This is a genomic window from Mesorhizobium sp. (assembly GCF_004962925.1).
In the GTDB taxonomy this organism is placed as follows: domain Bacteria; phylum Pseudomonadota; class Alphaproteobacteria; order Rhizobiales; family Rhizobiaceae; genus Mesorhizobium.
Genome location: NZ_SUEO01000277.1, coordinates 1 through 1,694, shown reverse-complemented (window position 1 = coordinate 1,694; position 1,694 = coordinate 1). Strand labels below are relative to the sequence as shown.

Here is a 1,694-nt window from a genome sequence, read left to right as displayed (position 1 = left end):
ACCCAGTTCTCCGGATCGGGCGGCCGGTCCCATCGGAATTCCGGATGCGGGATGCCGAGTTCGGCGCAATCGGCGGCCAGCAATTGCGGGTCCTTGATCCTGCGGATCGCGGCGCCGCTATTGCCGGCGAGGGGAAAATGGCGCGCGACCCCGTCTACTGTCTCCGTCATCCGCTCGAAGCCTGAGCCCAGGACTATGGCGACCGGCTGGTCGTCTCCAGCCAATTGCCGAAGCGTCTCGATGATGCGCTCGCCGTCGATGCCGCCCTGCAGGTCGCCCGGCAGCGTTGTCGCGCGTTCGGCGAGCGCGACCGTGTCGGTGTCGCAAAAGAAATCGGCGACCAGCGGACGATAGCCGGCGCGGCGCGCGGCGGCAGCCAGCGCCCGGCCTGAAATCGCCGCGATCAAGAGAGATCCGGCGTTACTTGGCAATCTCGCGTGCAAGGGAAAATGCTTCCTGGAAATCGAGCGTGATGGTTTTTTCGGATTCGATCATTCTTTTGAAGAGGCCGAATTCGACCTTATATTTCACGTTGCCGATGGCGAGCGGACCAATGCCGACAGCTTTTGCCGCTTCGAGCGGATCGCCATTGGCATTGACGGCCACGCCTTCGATGCCGGCCGGCGGAACTGCATTGACGTCAGCGGCAATGAGCAGGCCGTCGCCTTTCAACTGGGCTTTCGAGACCACCTGGACGCCGGCCTTGGCGCAAGCCAGGATCACCTCGCTCGCCTCGACCAGCTTCGTCTTCCGGGCGTCGCTTGACCCGTCAGCCGCGTCCACGGCGATCTTGAATCGGCTTTTGATCTCGGCCGCGATCTGCTCGACCCTTTCGATGCCGTCATGACCGACAAGCGTGACCCGGGCGCCTTCCTTGGCCGCGATGACGGCGGTGCAGAAGCCGACGACGCCGGTGGCGCCGAAAACAGCGATCCTGGTGTCTTTCAGCCCGCGCTCGAATTTCTTCTCCAGCGCTTTTTCGACCTTGGCCACCATCGCCGCGGCCGTGGTGAACGAGCCGGCCGGATCGGCGAATACCGAAACCTGGAAAGGTGGCACCATCGCCTTTCGCGCTGCGTCGAACATGTCGAGCGCCAGCGAAGCATCCTTGCCGGCGATGAAGATGCCGGTATCGACGCCCGCATCGGGCGGGCGCGAAAAGATCGCGTCCTGCACCAGGCCCGTTACTTCGCCTAGGCTTACGTCGACATAGGGGACGACGGCGTCAAAGCCCGCATCGAGCGCCATGTTCACGTCGAAAGGGCTCATGTGTTTCAACGGCGTCAGCATGTGCAGGATATGTTTGCGGGCCATTTCTCGCCTTTCTGCTTGAACGTGATCGCGTTGCCGAGTCGTCAGCTGCCGACGAGATCAAGTTTGGTCGAACTGATCTTCGCGCCGGAATTCCTGCCCTTGACGATCCTGATCTCGATGCCGTGCTCAACTGTCTGCTGAACCGCGCTGACGAACCTGACTGCGGCGTCTTGCGATGGGGCGAAGGCAAACCCTGTCGGGCCCCATGAGCTCTGGCCGATGCCGACGGCGCCTGCTTCATTGAGATCGTGGGCCACCCTCTCGACCCGCTTGGAGGTGAAAACGCCGCCTTGCGCCGGGGCGAAATGGGTGCCGATCAGCATCTGGATCGCGGCGACGGCGGCGCCGAAGGCTGGAAGGTCGTGCTCGACCAGAGCCGG

1 protein-coding gene and 2 pseudogenes are annotated in these 1,694 nt (G+C 63.2%); all 3 read right to left on the bottom strand.

Annotated elements, in window-relative coordinates; all coding sequences use genetic code 11:
* A pseudogene (locus E5W87_RS32410) lies at nt 1-407 on the bottom strand (hypothetical protein); the annotation flags it as partial.
* 13 nt (nt 408-420) lie between these two features.
* A complete protein-coding gene (locus E5W87_RS32405; RefSeq protein WP_292407126.1) occupies nt 421-1,314 on the bottom strand; it encodes an NAD(P)-dependent methylenetetrahydromethanopterin dehydrogenase in 894 nt (297 codons plus the stop codon).
* A gap of 41 nt (nt 1,315-1,355) precedes the next feature.
* Nucleotides 1,356-1,694 (bottom strand): annotated as a pseudogene (locus E5W87_RS32400) (GHMP kinase); the annotation flags it as partial.

Coding starts and splice junctions, on each gene's coding strand:
- E5W87_RS32405 (WP_292407126.1), bottom strand. CDS start 1,314: ATGGCCCGCAAACATATCCTGCACATGCTGACGCCGTTGAAACACATG.